At 63.9% G+C, this 19,984-nt stretch carries 20 protein-coding genes; 15 read left to right on the top strand and 5 right to left on the bottom strand.

Going from position 1 to position 19,984, the window contains the following annotated elements:
• Nucleotides 1-4: 4 nt before the first annotated feature.
• The 10 genes from atpE (at nucleotide 5) to ABIB56_RS09375 (ending at nucleotide 7,892) form a co-directional block, all read left to right on the top strand.
• Nucleotides 5-244, top strand: coding sequence for an ATP synthase F0 subunit C (gene atpE, locus ABIB56_RS09420; RefSeq protein WP_354568946.1), 240 nt, complete (start codon nucleotides 5-7; stop codon nucleotides 242-244).
• A 2-nt stretch (nucleotides 245-246) separates the two neighbouring features.
• Nucleotides 247-834, top strand: coding sequence for a F0F1 ATP synthase subunit B (locus ABIB56_RS09415; RefSeq protein WP_354568945.1), 588 nt, complete (start codon nucleotides 247-249; stop codon nucleotides 832-834).
• A 2-nt stretch (nucleotides 835-836) separates the two neighbouring features.
• The gene (locus ABIB56_RS09410; protein WP_354568944.1) at nucleotides 837-1,631 is read left to right on the top strand and encodes a F0F1 ATP synthase subunit delta; all 795 of its coding nucleotides are present in this window, start codon (nucleotides 837-839) and stop codon (nucleotides 1,629-1,631) included.
• Nucleotides 1,632-1,680: 49 nt separating this feature from the next.
• On the top strand, nucleotides 1,681-3,318 hold the full coding sequence (gene atpA, locus ABIB56_RS09405; protein ID WP_354568943.1) for a F0F1 ATP synthase subunit alpha: 1,638 nt from the start codon (nucleotides 1,681-1,683) through the stop codon (nucleotides 3,316-3,318).
• Between the two features lie 79 nt (nucleotides 3,319-3,397).
• Nucleotides 3,398-4,297: a F0F1 ATP synthase subunit gamma gene (locus tag ABIB56_RS09400; protein ID WP_354568942.1), complete on the top strand. Its 900-nt coding sequence runs from the start codon at nucleotides 3,398-3,400 to the stop codon at nucleotides 4,295-4,297.
• A gap of 26 nt (nucleotides 4,298-4,323) precedes the next feature.
• Nucleotides 4,324-5,796, top strand: a complete 1,473-nt coding sequence (gene atpD / locus ABIB56_RS09395; RefSeq protein ID WP_354568941.1) for a F0F1 ATP synthase subunit beta — start codon at nucleotides 4,324-4,326, stop codon at nucleotides 5,794-5,796.
• Nucleotides 5,797-5,798: 2 nt separating this feature from the next.
• A complete protein-coding gene (locus ABIB56_RS09390; protein ID WP_354568940.1) occupies nucleotides 5,799-6,065 on the top strand; it encodes a F0F1 ATP synthase subunit epsilon in 267 nt (88 codons plus the stop codon).
• Nucleotides 6,066-6,089: 24 nt separating this feature from the next.
• Nucleotides 6,090-6,599, top strand: a complete 510-nt coding sequence (locus ABIB56_RS09385) for a P-loop nucleotide/nucleoside kinase family protein (RefSeq protein WP_354568939.1) — start codon at nucleotides 6,090-6,092, stop codon at nucleotides 6,597-6,599.
• Entirely contained in the window at nucleotides 6,599-7,348 is a 750-nt protein-coding gene (locus tag ABIB56_RS09380; RefSeq protein ID WP_354568938.1) for a YaaA family protein, read from the top strand. The genes ABIB56_RS09385 and ABIB56_RS09380 overlap by 1 nt, the downstream gene beginning before the upstream one ends.
• A 4-nt stretch (nucleotides 7,349-7,352) precedes the next feature.
• Complete coding sequence (locus ABIB56_RS09375; protein ID WP_354568937.1) at nucleotides 7,353-7,892, top strand: DUF5684 domain-containing protein; 540 nt, start codon at nucleotides 7,353-7,355, stop codon at nucleotides 7,890-7,892.
• Nucleotides 7,893-7,940: 48 nt separating this feature from the next.
• Here the strand turns inward: ABIB56_RS09375 and ABIB56_RS09370 are convergent, their stop codons facing one another.
• Nucleotides 7,941-8,456: a methylated-DNA--[protein]-cysteine S-methyltransferase gene (locus ABIB56_RS09370; protein ID WP_354568936.1), complete on the bottom strand. Its 516-nt coding sequence runs from the start codon at nucleotides 8,454-8,456 to the stop codon at nucleotides 7,941-7,943.
• Between the two features lie 120 nt (nucleotides 8,457-8,576).
• On the opposite strand from ABIB56_RS09370, the gene ABIB56_RS09365 reads away from it, so the two are divergent.
• Complete coding sequence (locus ABIB56_RS09365; protein ID WP_354568935.1) at nucleotides 8,577-9,548, top strand: aldo/keto reductase; 972 nt, start codon at nucleotides 8,577-8,579, stop codon at nucleotides 9,546-9,548.
• 14 nt (nucleotides 9,549-9,562) lie between these two features.
• Here the strand turns inward: ABIB56_RS09365 and ABIB56_RS09360 are convergent, their stop codons facing one another.
• Nucleotides 9,563-10,477 carry an NADP-dependent oxidoreductase gene (locus tag ABIB56_RS09360; protein WP_354568934.1) on the bottom strand — a complete coding sequence of 305 codons (915 nt, stop codon included), beginning with the start codon at nucleotides 10,475-10,477 and terminating at the stop codon, nucleotides 9,563-9,565.
• A gap of 103 nt (nucleotides 10,478-10,580) precedes the next feature.
• On the opposite strand from ABIB56_RS09360, the gene ABIB56_RS09355 reads away from it, so the two are divergent.
• From ABIB56_RS09355 to ABIB56_RS09345, 3 genes are read left to right on the top strand one after another with little or no spacing between them, the layout of a single operon-like run.
• Nucleotides 10,581-11,189, top strand: a complete 609-nt coding sequence (locus ABIB56_RS09355) for a TetR/AcrR family transcriptional regulator (protein ID WP_354568933.1) — start codon at nucleotides 10,581-10,583, stop codon at nucleotides 11,187-11,189.
• Nucleotides 11,179-12,912: an ABC transporter ATP-binding protein gene (locus ABIB56_RS09350; protein ID WP_354568932.1), complete on the top strand. Its 1,734-nt coding sequence runs from the start codon at nucleotides 11,179-11,181 to the stop codon at nucleotides 12,910-12,912. The genes ABIB56_RS09355 and ABIB56_RS09350 overlap by 11 nt, the downstream gene beginning before the upstream one ends.
• Nucleotides 12,909-14,888: an ABC transporter ATP-binding protein gene (locus ABIB56_RS09345; protein ID WP_354568931.1), complete on the top strand. Its 1,980-nt coding sequence runs from the start codon at nucleotides 12,909-12,911 to the stop codon at nucleotides 14,886-14,888. Before ABIB56_RS09350 ends, ABIB56_RS09345 begins: the two co-directional genes overlap by 4 nt.
• A 146-nt stretch (nucleotides 14,889-15,034) precedes the next feature.
• Here the strand turns inward: ABIB56_RS09345 and ABIB56_RS09340 are convergent, their stop codons facing one another.
• The 3 genes from ABIB56_RS09340 to ABIB56_RS09330 all read right to left on the bottom strand — a co-directional run bounded on the left by ABIB56_RS09340 (nucleotide 15,035) and on the right by ABIB56_RS09330 (nucleotide 18,411).
• On the bottom strand, nucleotides 15,035-16,405 hold the full coding sequence (locus ABIB56_RS09340) for an NAD(P)/FAD-dependent oxidoreductase (RefSeq protein WP_354568930.1): 1,371 nt from the start codon (nucleotides 16,403-16,405) through the stop codon (nucleotides 15,035-15,037).
• Nucleotides 16,406-16,533: 128 nt separating this feature from the next.
• Nucleotides 16,534-17,940, bottom strand: a complete 1,407-nt coding sequence (locus ABIB56_RS09335; protein WP_354568929.1) for an aspartate aminotransferase family protein — start codon at nucleotides 17,938-17,940, stop codon at nucleotides 16,534-16,536.
• Nucleotides 17,941-17,943: 3 nt separating this feature from the next.
• Nucleotides 17,944-18,411 (bottom strand): Lrp/AsnC family transcriptional regulator, encoded by a 468-nt coding sequence (locus ABIB56_RS09330; RefSeq protein WP_354568928.1) that lies wholly within the window; start codon nucleotides 18,409-18,411, stop codon nucleotides 17,944-17,946.
• Between the two features lie 123 nt (nucleotides 18,412-18,534).
• On the opposite strand from ABIB56_RS09330, the gene ABIB56_RS09325 reads away from it, so the two are divergent.
• Nucleotides 18,535-19,971, top strand: coding sequence for an aminobutyraldehyde dehydrogenase (locus tag ABIB56_RS09325; protein ID WP_354568927.1), 1,437 nt, complete (start codon nucleotides 18,535-18,537; stop codon nucleotides 19,969-19,971).
• The last annotated feature ends 13 nt before the right edge of the window (nucleotides 19,972-19,984 follow it).

Below are 19,984 nucleotides of genomic sequence, written 5' to 3'. Positions count from 1 at the left end.
CAACGTGGACAGCACAACTGTCGCCGCGCTCAGCGGGAACATCGCGACAATCGGTTATGGTCTCGCGGCCATCGGTCCAGCTATCGGTGTCGGGATCGTCGTCGGCAAGACGATCGAGTCCGTCGCTCGCCAGCCGGAACTCCAGGGCCGTCTCCAGGTCCTCATGTACATCGGTATCGCCTTCACCGAAGCGCTCGCGCTGATCGGTATTGCGACGTACTACCTCTTCACCACCGGCCAGTAAACGTGTTGTCCACTGTCGTTCGCGCGGCCGAGACTGCCCCGAACCCGCTGTTTCCCGGAATCCCGGACCTCATCTGGTCTGCTCTGTGTTTCCTCATAATCCTGTTCTTCTTCTGGAAGAGGGTCCTACCCAACGTGCAGAAGAACCTCGACGCCCGCGCCGAGATCATTGAGGGCGGGATAAAGAAGGCGGAGAACGCCCAGGTTGAGGCGGCTGCTGCGCTGGACAAATACACCGAGCAGCTCGCCGAGGCTCGCGCCGAAGCTGCGAAGATTCGCGACCAGGCTCGCCAGGATGGCACGAAGATCCTGAACGAGCTCAAGGAGCAGGCATCCGGCGAGGCTGCACGCATCACGACAAGCGCGCAGGCGACGATTGAGGCAGAGCGTCAGGCCGCCATCGTCTCGCTGCGCTCCGAGGTCGGATCACTTGCGATCGATCTGGCATCCGGTGTGATCGGGCAGAGCCTCACAGACGACAAGAAAGCGACGAACCTCGTCGACCAGTTCCTTGCCGACCTGGAAGCGTCTGAAAAGCAGAGCGCTTCTGAAAAGCAGAGCGCGTCTGAATCAGAAAAGAAAACGAAGTAGACATGGGCTCAGCGACCAGAGGTGCTCTCGCCGCGTCCAGGGCGGAGCTGTCCACCCTGGGCAAAGTCGATTTGGCCACCGCCTCCGAGCTGTTCTCGGCAGGCAGGGTGATCGGTGAGTCATCACAGCTCATCTCGATCCTGTCCGACTCTGCGATCGAATCAGACGAGAAGCAGGCTGCTCTCAAAGCGGTCTTCGGATCGAGCCTCGGTGAGAAGTCGCTCGCGCTGCTCGGCGTGGTGGTCAGCAACCGCTGGTCACGCCAGGACGACCTGCTCGCCGGCATCGAAGAACTCGGCTTCCGCGTCGCGGCCGAATCGGCTCCGGCCAGTGTGAATATCGACGCTGAGCTCTTCACCTTCGGCGAAGCCGTCAATTCGGATGCCGAACTCGAGCTCGCGGTCAGCAGCAAGCTGGGCAGCACAGAGTCCAAGGTGGCGCTCGTCGAAGCGCTGCTCGCGAAGAAGGTCTCCCCGCAGACCCTCGCGATCGTACGGCACCTGATGCAACAGCCGCGCGGCCGCCGCATCGGTGAATTGCTGCGCACCGCAGCATCCATCGTCGCGGACCAGGCCAACCTCTCGGTGGCCATCGTGACGAGTGCGACGCCTGTAGCCGCGCCGCAGCTCAAGCGCCTGCAGGAGGGCCTCGCCAAGAGCTACGGCCGCGAACTCAAAATCAACCTCGTGGTCGACCCCGCTCTCATCGGCGGACTGCGCGTTCAGGTCGGCGACGACGTGATCGACGGCAGCGTCGCCAGCAAGCTCAAGGAACTCAGACTTCAACTCGCCGGCTAAGCGAGCAACAGCCCCGAAGCCCACCCGCTTCGCGAAGACAAGGAAAACAATGGCAGACCTAACGATCAGCCCGGACGAGATCCGCGACGCGCTCAAGGACTTCGTCAAGTCCTACGACCCCAGCACCTCCTCGAAGACCGAGGTCGGCTACGTCGTGGATGCCGCGGACGGCATCGCCCACGTGCAGGGCCTTCCCGGCGTCATGGCCAACGAGCTCATCCGCTTCGGCGACGGCACCCTGGGGCTCGCCCAGAACCTGGACGAGAACGAAATCGGCGTCATCGTGCTCGGCGCGTTCGGTGGCATCGTCGAAGGCCTCGAAGTCACCCGCACCGGCGAGGTTCTCTCCGTACCCGTCGGTGACGGCTACCTCGGCCGCGTCGTCGACCCGCTCGGCAGCCCGATCGACGGTCTCGGCGACATCGCCTCGGAGGGTCGCCGCGCGCTCGAACTTCAGGCCCCCGGCGTCATGCAGCGCAAGTCGGTGCACGAGCCCATGCAGACCGGAATCAAGGCCATCGACGCCATGATCCCGATCGGTCGTGGCCAGCGCCAGCTGATCATCGGCGACCGCCAGACAGGTAAGACGGCCATCGCGATCGACACGATCATCAACCAGAAAGCGAACTGGGAGTCCGGCGACACCAACAAGCAGGTTCGCTGCATCTACGTCGCCATCGGCCAGAAGGGTTCGACGATTGCCTCGGTGAAGGGCGCGCTCGAGGATGCCGGAGCCATGGAGTACACGACGATCGTCGCGTCCCCAGCCTCGGACCCGGCCGGCTTCAAGTACCTCGCTCCCTACACCGGTTCGGCCATCGGCCAGCACTGGATGTACGGCGGCAAGCACGTGCTGATCATCTTCGACGACCTGTCCAAGCAGGCAGAGGCCTACCGCGCCGTCTCGCTGCTGCTGCGTCGTCCGCCGGGGCGTGAGGCGTACCCGGGTGACGTCTTCTACCTGCACTCCCGCCTGCTCGAGCGTTGCGCCAAGCTCTCCGACGAGCTGGGCGCGGGATCGATGACCGGCCTCCCGATCATCGAGACCAAGGCGAACGACGTCTCGGCCTACATCCCGACCAACGTGATCTCGATCACGGACGGCCAGATCTTCCTGCAGTCCGACCTCTTCAACGCCAACCAGCGTCCTGCGGTCGACGTGGGTATCTCGGTCTCCCGAGTCGGTGGTGACGCCCAGGTCAAGTCGATTAAGAAGGTCTCGGGAACGCTCAAGCTCGAGTTGGCGCAGTACCGCGCACTCGAAGCCTTCGCACTCTTCGCCTCGGACCTCGATGCGGCCAGCCGTCGCCAGCTCGCCCGTGGTGCTCGCCTCACCGAACTGCTGCGCCAGCCGCAGTACTCGCCGTACCCCGTAGAGGAGCAGGTCGTCTCGATCTGGGCCGGAACCAACGGAAAGTTCGACGAGGTCGCTGTCGAAGACGTTCTCCGCTTCGAGCGCGAGCTGCTCGACTATCTCGGTCGCAACACCGAGGTACTGAAGACGCTGCGCGAAACCAACGTGCTGGACGACGACACCGCCAAGGCGCTCGACGAGGGCGTCGACAAGTTCAAGCTTGAATTCCAGACCGGTGAGGGTAAGCCGCTCGACTCCGTCGGAACCGAGAGGTTCGAGTCCGCAGAGGTCGAAGACATCAACCAGGAAAAGATCGTCAAGCAGAAGCGATAAGGCTTCGACAGGCTCAGCACAAGCAAGCTCAGCATAAGCAAGCTCAGCACAAGCAAATACGACAAGAAAGACACAGGACATGGGAGCGCAACTTCGGGTCTACCGGCAGAAGATCAAGTCTGCCCAGACGACCAAGAAGATCACTCGGGCCATGGAGCTGATCTCCGCTTCGCGCATTCAGAAGGCGCTCGGGCGGGTGCAGGCATCCGGCCCCTACGCGCGCGCCGTGACGCGCGCCGTCTCGGCTGTCGCGACCTTCTCGAACATCGATCACCTCCTCACCACAGAGCCGGAGAAGGTCGAGCGCGCCGCGGTCGTCATCTTCTCCTCCGACCGTGGGCTCGCCGGCGCGTTCAACACGAACGTGCTGCGTGAGGCCGAAGAGCTGAGCACCCTGCTCCGTTCGCAGGGCAAGGAGATCGTCTACTACCTCGTGGGACGCAAGGCTGTCGGCTACTTCGCATTCCGTCGCCGCGAAGCGGTGCAGGAGTGGATCGGTGGCACCGACAGTCCAGCCTTCGAGCTGGCGAAGGAGATCGGCGAAACCCTCGTCGCGAAGTTCATCCAGCCCGCGAGCGAGGGTGGCGTCGACGAGATCCATGTCGTCTACAACCGTTTCGTCAACATGCTGACGCAGACGCCGGAGGTTGTTCGCCTGCTACCACTCGAGGTCGTCGAAGGCGTCGAAGTGCCCGAGGATGACGACATCCTTCCGCTGTACGAATTCGAACCGGAAGCGGGGGATGTGCTCGACGCACTGCTGCCCGTCTACATCGAGAGCCGCATCTTCAACGCCCTGCTCCAGTCGGCGGCGAGCAAGCACGCGGCCACCCAGAGAGCGATGAAGTCGGCAAGCGACAATGCCGACAAGCTGATTACCGACTACACCCGGCTCGCGAACAACGCTCGCCAGTCCGAGATCACCCAGCAGATTTCCGAGATCGTCGGCGGCGCAGACGCCCTCTCGGTGAAGAGCTAGCACCCAAGAGAAGAGTAGAGAAGCCAATGACTACCACAGCCCCTGCTTCCAAGAAGGACGCTTCGGACGAGACCACCATTGCCGGCGTCGGGCGTATCGCCCGCGTCACCGGCCCGGTCGTCGACATCGAGTTTCCTCACGATGCGATCCCCGGAATCTACAACGCGCTGAAGACCACCATCACGATCGGCGACGAGTCGAACGAGATCACCCTCGAGGTCGCCCAGCACCTGGGTGACGACCTCGTCCGTGCGATCGCCCTCAAGCCGACAGATGGGCTCGTCCGTGGCCAGGAGGTGCGCGATACCGGCGGCCCCATCACGGTCCCGGTCGGCGATGCCACCAAGGGCAAGGTGTTCAACGTCATCGGCGAGGTGCTGAACGGCGAGCCCGGCGAGACCTACGAGTTCGCCGACCGCTGGTCGATCCACCGCGAGCCACCGCCCTTCGACCAACTCGAGTCAAAGACCGAGCTCTTCGAGACCGGCATCAAGGTCATCGACCTGCTGACCCCGTATGTTCTGGGTGGAAAGATCGGCCTCTTTGGTGGTGCTGGTGTCGGCAAGACGGTGCTCATCCAGGAGATGATCCAGCGCGTCGCCCAGGACCACGGTGGTGTCTCGGTGTTCGCCGGTGTCGGTGAGCGCACCCGTGAGGGCAACGACCTCATCGCCGAGATGGAAGAGGCCGGAGTCTTCGACAAGACCGCCCTCGTGTTCGGTCAGATGGACGAGCCGCCGGGGACGCGTCTGCGGGTAGCCCTCTCGGCCCTCACCATGGCCGAGTACTTCCGTGACGTGCAGAACCAGGATGTGCTGCTCTTCATCGACAACATCTTCCGCTTCACGCAGGCCGGTTCGGAGGTGTCGACGCTTCTCGGTCGTATGCCTTCCGCCGTGGGTTACCAGCCGAACCTCGCGGATGAGATGGGCACGCTCCAGGAGCGCATCACCTCCACGCGCGGTCACTCGATCACCTCGCTGCAGGCGATCTACGTGCCGGCCGACGACTACACCGACCCGGCCCCGGCGACCACCTTCGCGCACCTCGACGCGACGACGGAGCTCAGCCGCGAGATCGCATCGCAGGGTCTCTACCCGGCCGTCGACCCGCTGACCTCCACCAGCCGCATCCTCGACCCCCGCTACCTGGGCGCCGACCACTACCGCGTGGCGACGAACGTCAAGGCCATCCTGCAGAAGAACAAGGAACTCCAGGAGATCATCGCGATCCTCGGAGTCGACGAGCTCTCCGAGGAAGACAAGATCACCGTCTCCCGCGCACGTCGCATCCAGCAGTTCCTCTCCCAGAACACCTACATGGCGAAGAAGTTCACCGGTGTCGAGGGTTCGACGGTTGCGCTCAAAGACACCATCGAGTCCTTCGACGCGATCGTGAAGGGTGACTTCGACCATGTGGCAACCCAGGCGTTCTTCAACGTCGGATCGATCTCGGATGTCGAAGAGCAGTGGGCGAAGATCCAGAAGGAAGACGGCTAGCGATGGCCGACCTCACGGTGAGTGTGGTCTCGGCGGACAGCGAAATCTGGACCGGCGAGGCCTCGATGGTGGTGGCACGCACCACCGAGGGCGAGATCGGTATTCTGGCCGGGCACGAGCCGCTGCTGGCGATCCTCGCCGCCGGTGAGGTGCGGATCACGGATGTCGGCGGCAAGGGTGTCACCGCCAAGGCCGACGACGGCTTCCTCTCGGTCGAGCACGACACGGTCACGATCGTCGCTCGGTTCGCCGAACTCGTCCAGGCCTAGGCCGGCGCACCCATGCTGATTGCGATGGCGGGTCTTCCCGGTGCCGGAAAGAGCACGATCGCCGAGGTGCTCGGGGGTCGGCTCAACGCCACTGTCGTCTCGGTGGACCCGATCGAGTCGGCCATCCTCGAGGCGGGTATTGACAGCGACCAGCCGACGGGCCTCGCTGCCTACCTGGTCGCTGAGAAGCTGGCGGAGTTCGTTCTCTCGTCTGGACATCATGTGATTGTGGACGCGGTGAACGCTGTGGAACCGGCTCGTGAGCAGTGGGTGAAACTGGCCCAGCGCGAGAGTGAAACGCTGCGGTTCATCGAGGTCGTCTGTTCGGATGCCGACCTGCACCGCGAACGCCTCGAAGCTCGCAATCGCAAGCTGGCGCACCTGTCGGAACCCACCTGGCACGCGGTCGAGCAGAGCCTCGACGAATACGATAGCTGGACAGGTCCGAGTGCCGTCGTGGCTCGCATCACCCTCGATTCCGTGAACCCGCTCGGGGTGAACGTCGAGGCAGCACTCGCCTTTCTCGACAGCTAGTGCTGATCGTTCTGCCGCCCTCCGAGACCAAACGGGACGGGGGAGCGGAGGGCACGGTGCTCGACCTGGCCCGGCTGAGCCATCCTGAGCTTCGTGCGCCGCGGCGTACCACCCTCTCTTCAATGAGGAAGCTGGCCAGAAACCTGACCACCATGTCGGCAGCGCTGAAGCTTGGACCGAACCAGCGCTTCGAGCTGCTGCGTAACCGGGCACTCGTCACTTCTCCAACGATGCCCGCTATCGATCGCTACACCGGCGTGCTCTACGAGGCACTGGAGGCAGAATCACTATCGGATGCCGCTCGTGCCTTCGCAACGGAACATCTGGTCATCCATTCGGCGCTGTTCGGACTTCTGGGGGCTTCCGATGCTGTGCCCGCCTATCGGCTGTCACACGATTCCCGGCTGCCAGGCATCTCGCTGAAGTCGACCTGGCGCGAGCCGATAGCCCGAGTGCTGGCCGGGCATGACGGACTCATTCTCGATCTGCGTTCTGAGGCCTACGTCGAGTTGGGTCGGGCCCCCGGCGACCGCGAGAACGTGTTCTTTCTGCGGCTGCTGTCGGAGGGTCCCGATGGCCAGCAGCGCGCCCTCAACCACTTCAATAAGAAGGGCAAAGGGGAGTTCGCTCGTGCGCTTCTCGAATCGGGGATCGTCTTCGACGATGTCGAGCACCTTCTGGCCTGGGCTTCGTCACGCGGCATCATGCTCTCGCGGGGCGCGCTGGGTGAGCTCCATCTCGTAGTCTGAGGGCATGAACGACATCAACCCCGACCTGCCCAGCGGCTACGAGTACGGCTTCTTCGCCGCATATTTCGCGATCATCGGCGTAATAATCGTGATCAGCATAGTCATCGCCGCGGCTTACTACGTGGTGATGGCGATCGCGCTCTCCACCTTTTTCCGCAAGGTCGGCGTGAAGCCGTGGATCGCCTGGGTGCCGTTCTACAACAACTGGGTGTGGCTCGAGGTGGGCGGTCAGCGCGGCTGGCTCTCGCTGCTGTCGATAGTGCCCTACGGCGGAATCGTGTCCGCTGTCTTCCTCTACATCGGGATGTATCGCAGTGGAATCGCCTTCCGCAAGCACGGCGGATATGTCGTGCTCGGCATCTTTCTGCCCTTCGTCTGGGCCTTCATCTTGGGCAGCCGGGCAGAGGTCTACCAACCGGAACTCATCACCGCCGCGGGTTTCCCGCCACCGCTCGCCGGGTATGGTTCCGTGGCGTTCAACTACGCGAGCACCGAGCAGCCTGCGCCCGGATATGGCACGCAGCCGCCGAGCTACCAAGGCTAGTCGCCGCTGCTCGTGATGGTCCTGACTTCGTCACGAAGCGGGCCGCCATCACACCCTGTGTTCGATGCCCTCGTGATCGAGCAGCCAGACCTTGGTGGGGATGCCGTTCCCGGCGCTGTAGCCGGTGATCCTGTTGTTCGAGGCCAGTACCCGGTGGCACGGCACGATGATCGGAACGGGGTTGGCCCCGACGGCGCCGCCGACGGCACGGCCGGCCGTGGACCGACCCGTAGAGAGGCCGAGTTCGCCATAGGAGATCACCTCGCCAAAATCCAACTCGCTGAGTTTCTCCCAGACCGATCGTTGGAACTCGGTGCCGCCGACCTTGACCGGAATGTCGAAGTCGCGGCGGTTGCCCGCGAAGTATTCGCCGAGTTGCTCCGCTGCGCGGTCGAGCACCCGATCGCTGTGTTCATCGAGGGTCTCATGGGGAAGATGGCCGGCACGCTCAATGGTGAGCGAGGTAACGGCTTCACCGTCGCCGGTGAGTTCGAGGCGACCGAGAGGGCTGTCGACCCTGCGGAGGAAGGCCGGGTCGGGGATGGTGGAGATTCGAAGGGTCATGGCTTGACTTTAGCCGCGGCATCCGACGGTGATCTGGCGTCTTTCGGACATCGGGGACAGGTGGCCTTCGTACGCATTGTGACGGAGTAGAGCCCCGAGCGCGCGGCCTAGGCTTGAGCTATGTCAGCAATCGAATATCGCACTCTCGGTCGGTCAGGACTCGTCGTTTCGACTGTAGGACTCGGCTGCAACAACTTCGGTCGCGCGGGAACTGCCACCGAATCGCAGGCGGGAACCGATGCCGTCATCCACGCCGCTATCGATGCGGGTGTGACGCTGTTCGACACCGCTGATATCTATGGTGCCGAGCGCGGACTCAGCGAGACCCTGATGGGCAACTCGTTGAAGGGCCGGCGAAGCGACATCGTGCTGGCGACCAAGTTCGGTATGGACATGGCAGGCAAGAACGGGCCGGACTGGGGTGCAAGGGCGTCACGACGTTATGTGCGACTGGCGGTCGAAGCATCCCTGCGTCGGCTGCAGACCGACTGGATCGACCTGTACCAACTGCATCGTCCCGACGAGAACACGCCGATCGAGGAGACGCTCGCCGTGCTTGACGACCTGATCACCGAGGGCAAGGTGCGCTATATCGGGCACTCGAACCTGAGCGGATGGCAGGTCGCCGACGCCGAGTACACGGCCATGCTCGGCAGACATCCGAAATTCATCTCCGCTCAGAATGAGTATTCGCTGCTCGAGCGGAGCGTCGAAGCCGAGGTGCTCCCCGCCGTTGTCGAGTACGGTCTCGGCTTCCTGCCCTTCTTTCCGCTCTACAACGGCCTGTTCACCGGCAAGTTCAGCCGCTCCGGCGGCCCAGCCGACAGCCGCATCATCTCGCAGCGACGCCACCTGCTCGACGGCGCACCATGGGACACCATGGAGAGATACGAGGCGTTCTGCTCCGCGCGCGGAGTGAGCATGCTCGCCGCGACCTTCGCCTGGCTGCTGGCCCAGCCGGGACTCACCAGTGTCATCGCCGGCGCGACCAAGCCGGAACAGATCGTGCAGAACGTGGCGGCTGCTGCCGAGTGGTCGCCGAGTGAAGCGGATGTCGCGGAGATCTCCGAGATTTTCACCGACCCGAGCTGACTCGAGCCGGCCTGTCAGGGCAGCAGCAGTACGATCTTGCCGAGCAGATGGCGCGATTCGAGACGTTCGTAGGCCTCGCGCACTTCGGCTAGCGGATAGGTGGCCGCGATCGGCATCACGATATCGCCGTCTGCCACCCAGCGGGCGAGTTCGGCCAGCTCCTGGGTGTTCTTCGCACCACCGCCGACTGCCTGGATGCCGTATTCCTCAACGCCGGCGTAATAAACGATGGTGTTGATGCGCTCTGGTGCCACGCCCAGCTCGAGTCCCGCCTCGATCGTCTCGCGGCCAACCGTATCGATGACCGCGGTGATGCCCTGTGGCGCGGCCTCGCGAACACGCTCGACCAACCCCGGTCCGTAGGTCACCGGTACGACTCCGAGAGTGCGCAGGAATCCGTGGTTGCTCTCACTCGCGGTGCCGACCACTGTCGCGCCCGCGCGGATGGCGAGTTGCGCGCTGAACAGCCCGACGCCGCCGGCGGCACCGCCGACCAGCACGGTGTCGTGTGGGCCGGGCGCGACGGCATCCGTCGCCCGCTTCGCGGTGTTGCCGACGAGCCCGATGGCCCCGGCAGTCGGCCAATCCAGCGTGGCCGGCTTGGGCGCAACATGGGTGGATCGCACGACGACATAATCCGCCTGTGCGGCGAAGCCGGCCCAGCCGAGTACTTCGTCGCCGATACCCACGTCGGTGACATCCTCGCCGACCTCGTCGACGACGCCGGCGAACTCCGCGCCCTGTCCGCTCGGCAGCTTATGGTTCGGCATGTAGTCGGGATCGCTGCGCACTTTGAAGTCGAAGGGGTTGAGCCCTGCCGCACGAACAGCGACCCGTACCTGGCCGGGCGCGGCGTGCGGCTCTGATACGTCGACGATCTCGAGCACTTCGGGGCCGCCATTGCTCGTGTATCGGACCGCTCTTGACATCGGTGTCTCCGTCTTCTCGTGATTTCCCAACGCTAGCGGTCGTCCACTACATTCGTCCGCATGAGAACTTGTGAGTGAGCGCTCACTCCGCTACGGTGAGGCCATGGTCGAGAAAGCACAGCGCGCAAGCCCGCTTTCGGTGGATGACCGGCGCGCGATGATCATCGACGCGGCTATCCCCCTTCTCATCGAAAACGGCCGGTCAGTCACAACACGTCAGATCGCCGACGAAGCTGGAATCGCGGAGGGCACGATCTTTCGTGCCTTCGGCGACAAGGAGAGCCTGATACAGGCCGCGATCGTCAGACACCTGGATCCGGCGCCACTGGAACGCGGGCTCGCAGACATCTCGCCGGACATGCCATTGGCCGACAAGGTGTGTCGCGTCATCGAATTGATGCGGGACCGATTCGAACAAGTCATCGGGTTCATGTCGGTGCTCGGCGAGGTGGGCAGACCGCCCGTGGCCAACCGGCGCATCGAGTTCGCCGAGACCATCGCCAGAATTCTCGAACCCGACCTGGTCGAACTGAATCTTCCGCCGGAACGCGTCGCGCACTACATCCGATTGATTTCATTCGCCTCGTCGATACCCCAGTTCAACGTCGGAACTGAATTCGATCCCCCAGCCCTCACCTCACTCATCATGAACGGAATCGCGGGGCAACCCAGCCACGCAACCAGCGAACAACAGGAAATCCATGCTTCTTAGAATTCTTCGTCGGTACCTCCGACCACATCTCCGCCTCCTGGTGGCGGTGATCGTGTTCCAGTTGCTGCAATCGATCGCCTCGTTGATCCTGCCCACGCTCAACGCCGACATCATCGACACGGGCGTCGCCAAGGGCGACACCGGATACATCCTGAACACCGGCGCGGTAATGCTCGGCGTCACGCTCCTGCAGGTCGCCTGTGCGATTACCGCCGTCTATTTCGGTGCAAAGGTTGCCATGGCCGTCGGTCGTGACCTGCGCGCGGCGGTATTCCAGCGCGTCGGCGGCTTCTCCGAGCGGGAGGTCACCCACTTCGGCGCACCGTCGCTCATCACCCGCTCCACGAACGACGTGCAGCAGGTGCAGATGCTGGTGCTGATGACCTGCACGATGCTGGTGTCGGCGCCGATCCTCGCCATCGGTGGAATCATCCTCGCCCTGCAGCAGGACCTGCAGCTCTCATGGCTGATGGCGGTCAGCGTTCCGTTGCTCATCATCCTGATCGGACTGGTCATCTCACGGATGGTTCCGCAGTTCCGCCTGATGCAGAAGCGCATCGACAACATCAACCGCATCCTCAGGGAGCAGCTCACCGGCATCCGTGTCGTGCGCGCCTTCGTTCGTGAGGATGTCGAGGTCGACAGGTTCCGCACGGCCAATGACGAGGTCACGCGCACAGCATTCAACGTCGGACGCCTCACCGCCCTGATGTTCCCGATCGTCATGCTGGTGCTGAACGTGTCGAGCGTCGCGGTCATCTGGTTCGGTTCGTTCCGTATCCAGGACGGCTCGATGGAGGTCGGCACACTCACGGCCTTTCTCTCCTACCTCATGCAGATCCTGATGGCCGTGATGATGGCCACCTTCATGGCGATCATGATTCCTCGGGCATCGGTGAGCGCCGACCGCATCAGCGAAGTGCTCGACACCGAGTCGACTGTTCGCACGTCGTCACAGCCGGTGACGACGCTCGCCGAGGCCGGCACGATCAGTTTCGCCGAGGTCGGGTTCGCCTATCCCGGCGCGGAACAGCCGGTGCTCAGCGACCTGAACTTCACGGTTCCCGCTGGCAAGACCACGGCCATCATCGGCAGCACGGGCGCCGGCAAAACCACGCTGGTCAACCTGCTGCCCAGGCTCTTCGATGCGACATCTGGTTCGGTGAGGGTCGACGGCGTGGACGTAAAGCAGATCGATCCTGACCTGCTCTGGAGCAGGATCGGCCTCGTGCCGCAGAAGCCCTACCTGTTCTCCGGCACGATCGCCAGCAACCTTCGTTACGGAAAGACGGATGCGACCGATGGAGAGCTCTGGGCGGCCCTGGAGACCGCGCAGGCAAAAGACTTCGTCTCCGAGATGGCCGAGGGACTCGATGCCCCAATCGCGCAAGGCGGTACCAACGTCTCCGGCGGTCAGCGCCAGCGACTCGCTATCGCGAGGGCTCTGGTCAAGCGGCCGGAGATCTACGTTTTCGACGACTCATTTTCGGCGCTCGACCTCGCCACGGATGCCCGCCTCAGGTTCGCCCTGAAGCGTAACGTCTCAGAGGCGACGATGATCATCGTCGCCCAGCGCATCTCGATGATCATCGATGCCGACCAGATCATCGTGCTCGAGGACGGCAGGATCGTCGGTCAGGGCACCCATGAACAGCTACTCGAGAGCTCGCCGACCTATATCGAGATCGTCGAATCGCAGCTCACCGCGGAGGAGGCAGTATGAGCGACAACGAGGAGGCCACGGAGACGGCTAGACCGCCGATGCGACGCGGTCCAGGCGGCGGCGGACCATTCGGTGGCGCAGGAATGCCCGCAGAGAAGTCGATGAACTTCGGTCCGTCGGCCAAACGTCTGCTCGGTCGGCTGCGGCCGGAGCGTGCCCGCATTGCGTTGGTGACCATGCTCACCGTCGTGAGCGTGACCATGACAGTGCTCGGTCCGCGCCTGCTCGGCAACGCGATCAACCTGGTGTTCGAGGGCTTCATCTCGGCAAAACTGCCAACCGGTGCCACGAAGGCGCAGGTCATTGCGGGGCTTCGGGCCAAAGGCGACGACTCGCAGGCCGACCTGCTCAGTGGCATGAATCTGCACCCCGGCGTGGGTATCGACTTCACCGCTGTCGGCGCGGTGCTGATCTGGGTGCTTGCGCTGTACATCCTGTCCTCCGTGTTCGGCTATCTGCAGGGACTCGTGCTCAACGGGGTGACCCAGCGCACCGTCTATCGCCTGCGCACCGAGGTCGAAGGGAAGGTCAATCGCCTTCCGCTCAGCTACTTCGACAGGATGCAGCGCGGCGAACTGCTCAGTCGTGTGACGAACGACATCGACAACATCTCGCAGAGCCTCCAGCAGACGATGAGCCAGCTGCTCACCTCCCTGCTCACGGTCGTCGGTGTGATCGTGATGATGTTCCTCCTCTCGCCGTTGCTCGCGCTGATCGCCCTGGTGACGATCCCGCTCACCATCGGCATCACCACGGTGATCGCCAAGCGTTCGCAGAAGATGTTCGTCGCCCAGTGGAAGCACACCGGAGAACTGAACGGCCAGATCGAGGAGACCTTCACCGGTCACGCCCTGGTCAAGGTCTTCGGTCGCCAGCGCGAGGTGGAGGAGAAGTTCCGCGAGAAGAACGAGGAGCTCTACGCCGCGAGCTTCGGCGCCCAGTTCGTGAGCGGCATCATCATGCCGGCCATGATGTTCGTCGGAAACCTCATCTACGTGGTGATCGCCGTCGTCGGCGGGCTGCTGGTGGCATCCGGCAGCATGCGCCTCGGCGACGTGACGGCCTTCATCCAGTATTCGCGCCAGTTCACCCAGCCGCTGACCCAGCTCGGGTCGATGGCCAACCTGCTGCAGTCGGGCGTGGCCTCGGCAGAGCGCGTGTTCGAGCTGCTGGATGCCGACGAGCAGTCGACGGATCCGTCGCCTGCCGCGACGCCGGGCACCGCGACCCGTGGACGACTGGCCTTCGAGGATGTGTCTTTCCGTTACACGGAAGACAGGCCGCTGATCGACGGTCTCTCCCTGGTGGCAGAACCCGGCCAGACGGTCGCGATCGTCGGTCCGACCGGTGCGGGCAAGACCACACTGGTCAACCTCATGATGCGGTTCTACGAGCTGGACGGCGGGAGGATCACTCTCGACGGTGTCGATACCTCCACCATGACGCGGGACGACCTGCGCTCACGCATGGGCATGGTCCTGCAGGACACCTGGCTGTTCGGTGGGACCATCAGGGACAACATCGCCTACGGACGACCGGATGCCACGGAGGAGGAGATCTTCGAGGCAGCGCAGTCCACCTATGTCGACCGCTTCGTGCACTCGCTGCCCGACGGCTACGACACGGTGCTGGACGATGAGGCCTCGAACGTGAGTGCGGGGGAGAAGCAGCTACTGACGATCGCGCGGGCCTTCCTCGCTCGACCGAGCGTGCTGATCCTGGACGAGGCGACCAGCTCGGTGGACACCCGCACCGAGGTGCTGGTGCAGAAGGCCATGAAGGCGCTACGCAGTGACCGGACCAGTTTCGTGATCGCGCACCGTCTGTCCACGATTCGTGACGCCGACCTCATTCTCGTGATGGAGGCCGGCAACATCGTGGAGCAGGGCACCCACAGCGAGTTGTTGGCGGCGGAGGGCGCCTACTACCGCCTTTACAACGCCCAGTTCGCGGCGCCGGTCAACGAAGAGGTCTAACCAGGTGGTGCGCCACTGCCTGTGTTGTGCCAAATGAAGGCACTCTCGCAGCGGACTCCCCGTGTTTCGGGGGCGCGGAATACTGCAGCAGGCGAGAGTGCCTTCATTTGGCACTCGGGTGATGCGATCTGCCCGATCGGCAGGGGTTAGTGGCCGGTGAGCGGACCCATGACCTTGGCCGCGAGTGACGGGCGACGGGTCAGCCGCTCCTCGACATCGGCGATACCCATCGATACCGTGCCGAGGTTCGCTCCGAGGAAGCGAAGAGGTTCCGGTTCCCACCGCGGTGAGCGGTGATTCGCCCACGGCAGTCGGGTGAGCTCCGTGTCGCGCCGCAGGATGAGGTCGCGCAGGGTGCGACCGGCCAGATTGGTGGTGCTCAGCCCATCGCCGACATAGCCGCCGGCGGTGGCGATACCCGTCGCGGGGTCGAAGCTGGCGGTGGCGTGCCAGTCCCGTGGCACGCCGAGCGGGCCTCCCCAGTGGTGCGTGATCGCGGCATCCTTCGCGGCGGGGAAGATCTCGCCGAGTGTTCGCCGAAGGTGTTCGAAGACCCGCGGTACCCGGTCGTAATTCGAACGGATGCTGCTGCCCCAGTGGTAGCGCGCGCCGCGTCCGCCGAATGCGAAGCGATTGTCGGCTGTGCGCTGCCCGTAGACCAGCAGATGGCGGAAGTCGGTGAAGGTCTGGCCGTGCTCCAGTCCAATCTCCTGCCACAGTTCGTCGCTGAGCGGTTCGGTGGCGATCATCAGCGAGTACAGCGGGAGAACGGAGCGGTGGGTTTTCGACGGTGTCGCACCGTAGCCCTCGGTCGCGACGACGATCGTGCCGGCGGTGACCGTCCCGTTCGTCGTGCTGACGCGATGCGGTTCCCAGTCGAGCACCTCGGTGCCCTCGTAGATGGTCGCCCCGAGATTCTCGACGGTGCGGGCGAGGCCACGCACCAGCCTGGCCGGCTGCAGTCGAGCGCAGGCCGGGTCGAAACTGGCGGCGGCGGATCCGCCGGCTCCGGATGGCGCATCGACGAGCGTGATCGCGTCGACGCCGTAGCGTGCCGCCTCCTGGACCTCGGCTTTCGCGGCATCCAGTTGCACGGTTCCGCTGGCGAGACTGAGTGTGCCACCCTTCACGAAATCGCAGTCGATACCCTCCGTCGCAGCGACTGCGCCAACCTCGTCGACGGTAGCGATCATCGCTCGACGCATCGCAATGGCCGCGTCCCGGCCGTGACGTCGCTCCAGCGAGGCCGTCGACGCGGGAAAGAGTGCCGAGCACCAGCCGCCGTTGCGCCCCGACGCGCCGAAACCGGCGATGTGCTTCTCGATCACCGCGATCGCGAGGGTCGGATCGGCCTTCGCCAGGTAGTAGGCAGTCCACAGCCCGGTGAGGCCGCCTCCGATGATCGCGACATCCACCTCGCTGTCGCCGGGCAGCGCAGGACGCCGTACCAGGTCGTCGGAGCCGGATGCCGCCAGGGCGTCCAACCAGAAACTCAGGTGACGATAGCTGTTCGTCATGACGGAAATTCAGGAGATCGGCACGTCGAAGGGCAAAAATCCGTCCGCACGTCTCGGGATGTGCACCGAAGTCCTGAATTTTCGACGGTAGTGGTCAACGGCAGGCCTCGGGCGGCAGGCGGCGGGCGCTAGAGACGCGTCCAGGCCTCGGTCAGCACGCCGCGCAGGATGCCCTCGATCTCGTCGAACTCCTTCGGGCCGACGGTGAGCGGGGGAGCGAGCTGTACGACGGGGTCTCCGCGGTCATCGGCCCGGCAGTACAGGCCGGCATCGAACAGTGCCTTCGACATGAAGCCGCGCAGCAGGCGTTCCGACTCGTCGTCGTCGAAGGTCTCCTTCGTCGTCTTGTCTTTGACCAGTTCGATGCCGAAGAAATAGCCGTCGCCCCGCACATCACCGACGATTGGCAGGTCAAGCAGTTTCTCCAGGGTCGCGCGGAAGATCGGCGAGTTCTCACGCACATTCTCGAGCAGCTTTTCCTCCTCGAAAATGTCGAGGTTAGCGAGTGCGACGGCCGACGACACCGGATGCCCACCGAAGGTGTAGCCGTGATAGAACGAGGTCTGACCGTGCTTGAAGGGCTCGTAGATCCTGTCGCTGACGATGGTCGCGCCGATCGGGGAGTACCCGCTCGTCATGCCCTTCGCGCAGGTGATCATGTCGGGCTGGAAGCCGTAGGTGGTGGAGGCGAACATCTCGCCGATCCGACCGAAGCCGGTGATGACCTCGTCGGCGACGAGCAGCACGTCGTACTGGTCGCAGATCTCGCGCACCCGCTGGAAGTAGCCGGGCGGCGGCGGGAAGCATCCGCCGCTGTTCTGCACCGGCTCGAGGAAGACGGCGGCGACGGTCTCCGGGCCTTCGAAGAGGATCATCTCTTCGATGCGGTTCGCGGCCCACTGGCCGAAAGCGTTGAGGTCGTCGGCGTGCTCTGGCGCGCGGTAGAAGTTGGTGTTCGGCACCCGGAAACCGCCGGGAGTCACCGGCTCGAACATCTCCTTCATACCGGGGATGCCGGTGATGGCCAGTGCACCCTGTGGCGTGCCGTGGTAGGCGACGGCGCGCGAAATGACCTTGTGCTTCGTCGGTCGCCCCTGCAGCTTCCAGAAGTACTTGGCGAGCTTGAAGGCGGTCTCCACCGCTTCGCCGCCGCCGGTGGAGAAGAAGACGCGGTTGAGGTCGCCAGGCGCGTAGGAGGCGAGGCGATCCGCGAGTTCGATGGCGTTCGGATGCGCGTAGGACCAGATGGGGAAGAAGGCCAGCTCTTCTGCCTGCTTCGCCGCGACCTCGGCGAGACGCCTGCGGCCGTGGCCGGCATTCACCACGAAGAGGCCGCTCAGGCCGTCGAAGTACTTCTTGCCCGCGCTGTCCCAGATGTGGTGGCCGTCACCCTTGACGATGATCGGCACACCGTGGCCGTCTTCCATCAACGACTGGCGGGCGAAGTGCATCCACAGGTGGTCTTTCGCCTTCTGCTGCAGGTCTGCGTCGTCGTACCGGGCCGAGGCGAGGTCGACGGGGGTTGGCATGGTCATGATTTATCTCGTTCCCCAGTTGTAGAACTGCTTCTGCAGTTTCAGGTAGACGAAAGTCTCGGTCGATTGAACGCCCGGGATTCCGCGGATCTCTGTGTTGAGCAGGTCGATCAGGTCTTCGTCGTTCTCGCAGACCACCTCGGCCAGGATGTCGAAACTGCCGGCCGTGAGAACCACGTAGTCGACGGCGGGGATGCGTCCGAGCTTCTCGGCGACGGTCGTGGTGTCTCCTGTCACGCGGATGCCGATCATGGCCTGGCGGTAGAAGCCGAGCTGCATGGGGTCGGTGACCGCTACGACCTGCATCACCCCTGAATCGGTGAGTTTCTGAACCCGCTGGCGCACGGCGGCCTCGCTGAGCCCCACAGCCTTGCCGATCTCGGCATAGCTGCGTCGACCATCGGCCTGCAGCTGCTCGATGATCGCCTTCGAGACTTCGTCGAGTTGCACTGGCTTCGCATTCGCGCTCATACCGTGATTCTGTCAGTGCAGCGGGGGAGTCACAAGCGAATCCGCATCTCTCGGCGTGTTTCGCGACGGAATCGGTAGTGTCAATTACTGGTGCGGGCGCAGCATGCTGGCTAAGTTGGGAGCATGAGCGCAGCTGAACTCCGCAACTTCATCAATGGCGAGTACGTCGAGGCGCGATCGGAGGCGGCATTCGACCTCATCGATCCGGCGACCGAGGAGGTCTACGGCTCCTCGCCGGTCTCCAGTGCCGCGGATGTCGATACCGCATTCGGCGCGGCAGCGGCGGCCTTCGAAGAGTGGGGTGACACGACCCCGGCGGAGCGCCAGCTCGCGCTGTTCCGCATCGCCGACGCGATGGAGGCTCGCGCTGAGGAGTTTGCGGACCTCGAGTCGAAGGACACCGGAAAGCCGCGGGCATCCCTTGTGGCCGACGAGATCATGCTCTCCGTCGACCAGATCCGTTTCTTCGCCGGCGAGGCGCGCCATCTGAGTGGGATGGCATCCGGCGAGTACATGAAGGATCACACCTCGCAGATCAGGCGGGAGCCGATCGGTGTGATCGGCCAGGTCACGCCGTGGAATTACCCGCTCAACATGGCGGTCTGGAAATTCGCGCCGGCGCTCGCCGCGGGCAACACGACAGTGCTGAAGCCGAGCGATACCACGCCGTCATCCACCCTCTTTCTCGCCGAAGTCGCTTCGGAGTTCCTGCCGAAGGGTGTTCTCAACGTGATCACCGGCGATCGAACAACCGGTGGCGCGATGATCGAACACAAGACTCCGCAGATGGTGTCGATCACCGGATCCGTGCGCGCCGGCATGGAGGTGGCGAAGTCCGCGGCGAGCGACCTGAAACGGGTGCATCTCGAACTGGGCGGCAAAGCGCCGGTCATCGTCTTCGACGATGCGGACATCCCCTCGGCGGTCGAGGGCATCGCGATCGCCGGCTACTTCAACGCCGGCCAGGACTGCACTGCGGCTACCCGCGTACTCGTGCAGGCTGGCATCCACGACGAGTTCGTCGCGGCCCTTGCTGCCTACGCCCGCGACAACGCCAGAACCGGTGCGCCGAGCGAGACGGGCATCCTGTTCGGCCCGGTCAACAACGTGAACCAGCTCGCCCAGGTGCAGGGATTCATTGATCGCCTGCCCGACAACGCGAACATCGAGCTCGGCGGGCACCGGCAGGGTGACAGGGGGTACTTCCACGAGGCCACGATCGTCAGCGGCCTGACGCAGACGGATGACGCGATCCAGAACGAGATCTTCGGTCCGGTGATCACCGTGCAGAAGTTCACCGACGAGGCCCAGGCGCTCGAATGGGCGAACGGCGTGCAATACGGTCTCTCCTCCAGCGTCTGGACGCAGAACCACGGCCGGGCGATGCGCCTGGCGAAGCGCCTCGACTTTGGCTGCGTCTGGATCAATACGCACATCCCCCTTGTCGCCGAGATGCCGCACGGCGGTTTCAAACACTCCGGCTACGGCAAGGATCTCTCCTCGTACGGTTTCGAGGATTACACGCGGGTGAAGCACGTCATGAGCTTCATCGGCGAATAGTCGACAATGGTCC

The organism is Glaciihabitans sp. UYNi722 (genome assembly GCF_040549465.1).
In the GTDB taxonomy this organism is placed as follows: domain Bacteria; phylum Actinomycetota; class Actinomycetes; order Actinomycetales; family Microbacteriaceae; genus Lacisediminihabitans.
The sequence above is the reverse complement of the archived record's forward strand: the minus strand, read 5'-3'. Positions and strand labels throughout refer to the sequence as shown.